At 62.9% G+C, this 2,353-nt stretch carries 2 protein-coding genes; both read right to left on the reverse strand.

The window, feature by feature from the left end; genetic code table 11:
- Nucleotides 1-158 precede the first annotated feature (158 nt).
- Complete coding sequence (locus ACK4SV_RS16875) at nucleotides 159-1,187, reverse strand: NAD(P)H-binding protein (RefSeq protein ID WP_409919007.1); 1,029 nt, start codon at nucleotides 1,185-1,187, stop codon at nucleotides 159-161.
- Between the two features lie 60 nt (nucleotides 1,188-1,247).
- A partial coding sequence (locus tag ACK4SV_RS16880) for a GGDEF domain-containing protein (RefSeq protein WP_409919008.1) occupies nucleotides 1,248-2,353 on the reverse strand: 1,106 nt, incomplete at its 5' end.

The following is a 2,353-nucleotide window of genomic DNA, read 5'->3' on the forward strand; positions in this document are numbered from 1 at the left end:
GAGATGATCTTTGAATATAAAATGACTGTGCGACAAGGCGTTGGCACTGAAAATATCCCAGAACCCGGCAATTGCTTCAGCAAGTATCCTTGCTGGCTATTCTCTGGCCAATAAGAATAAACCTCTGCATTGCGCGTGTGCCAACGGGGCACCCAATGTCAGAACACCGCATGATCACCGCGGTCGTCGTGCACTTCACCTCGGATCAGGCGGGCGTAATGCTCGAACAGGGTTTCCGTGCCGGTGGACGGGGTGGCGCCGGCGTCATACTGCCCGGTCTCGGGGTCGAGCAGCAGCATGGATTCCGTCGCATAATAATGACCGATCCCGGCCAGTTCCGCCTTGTCGGCCAGCTTCGGGCTCACATGGCCCAGCACGGCCAGCGCCTGCCGGATAAACCCGATCAGCCCGGCCGGAACGGCGCGGAATTGCGGCTCCCGGCCGAGCAGAGCAAACAGCGCCTCGCCCTGCTGGCGCGGCGTGATCGCCTCGCCCGGCCCGCCGATAGGCAGGACCTGGTTCCAGCGGCTTTCCTCGTCCAGGCAATCGGCCAGATAGGCGCCGAGATCGCCGTCGCTGATCGGCTTGCAGGCGGTCAGTTCGCCATCCCCGAAGAGGAGATAAGGCTTTCCCTGCCGGACGCGTTCGACCTGCCCGGACAGCGACTTGAAGAAGGCGGTCGGCCGCACGATCGAATAGGTCAGCCCGGAGGCGATCAGTTCCTGCTCGAACGCCAGCTTGGCATGCTGGAAGGCAAGCTTCGGCTTCTGCACACAGATAGCGGACAGCAGCACCATATGCGACACGCCCGCCTGCCGGGCGGCGTTCAATGCGGCCGCATTTGCCCCATGATCAATCGCCCAGGCATCCCTCGGCACACCTGTCCGGGACGCCAGGCACGACACCAGCGCGTCAAACCGCTCGCCGCAAAAGCCATCCTGCGCGATTGAGGCCGCATCGGTGACATCGCCAAACCTCACCTGCGCGCCCGCCAGCAGATCCGCCATATCGTTCGGCGTGAGCGTTCCGCCCGTGCCTGCGCGCGGCCGCACGAAGCAGACCACGTCATGCCCTCTGGCGACCAGCGCCCGCACAGCTGCCTGTCCGATCGTGCCGGTCGCACCCAGCAAAAGCACGCGGCGCGGGCGGGGGGACGGTGTGACAGTCGAGGCAGGGGCTGTGGGCATGAGTCCAATCTATGGGTCCGGGCGCCGGTCACGTCGTAACCCGCCAGCGTTCCAGTACAGCTAGGGCGATAAGTCAGACCGCACACGGTCGCGGCCGGCCCGTTTCGCAGCGTAGAGCCTCGAATCCGCCCGTTCATACAGATCAGCGGTGCTCAGGCCCGGCTTGTATTCACAGACGCCGAAGGACGCGGTGATCCGGCCGAGGGCCTCATGGTCCTTATCGTTCAGCATCTGGGTGCTCCGGATCTCGGACGCGATCTTCACCATCAGATTATGCGCCGCCACAATACTCGTCTGTGGCAGGATGATTGCGAACTCCTCGCCGCCGCAACGGGCAACCATGTCCTGGCCCTTGGTATGGCGCTGCAGGATGTCCGTGAAGCGTTTGAGCACATCATCGCCGGTGTGGTGCCCGAGCGTATCATTGACCCGCTTGAAATGATCGATGTCAGTCATGCCGAGACAAAAAGGCGAGTGCGACGCCGCCGACTGCTCGATCGTCTGCGCAAGATAGGCGTCAAAGGCCCTGCGATTGGCCACGCCCGTGAGCGGATCGCGCAGGCTCAGCCGCTGCATCTCCTCTAGCTCCGCGTTCAGCCGGTCAATCTGAGCCTGGCTTTCGGCAAGCCCCTTGTCCAGCGCCAGCATGGCCATGGTCATCTTTTCATTTTCGACGACAAGCCGCGAGACGATCTCGTCGATCTCTCCGGCAGAAGCGGCCTGGGGGAGGCGCTCCCCAAGCGCTTCGAGGGTTTCCCGGAAAGACTTGTTGTTCCGTGCCCCCGCGTCGATCAACTCCGAGACGGCCGTGAGGCTGTCTTCAAACCGCGATCCGATCTGCTGGCTGACTTCGGACGCCGAATCCGCTTCCAGAAACTCCGAATAGATCTCGGCAAGGTCGAAGGGGCTGAGGGGTTGGGCTTTCGCCAGCTTCTTCGTGATCGCTTCGACTACCCCGCCATGCGACTTCGCGGCAAAGGCAAACCAGACCGCATAGGAGATCGGATCCGGCAGGGCCGCATGGCGATGGATCAGGTCCATGGTCTCGGCGGCGACCCGGTAGACGTCCTGATGGTTTCGAGCATCGAAGGACTGGGCATCGCCTCCTTCGCTGGCTGGCGCTTCCGATGGCATCATCGATTCCTCCCGTCCCCATGCCGGTCTAG

Origin of the sequence: Hyphomonas sp. (genome assembly GCF_046313735.1) — a bacterium.
GTDB lineage: Bacteria > Pseudomonadota > Alphaproteobacteria > Caulobacterales > Hyphomonadaceae > Hyphomonas.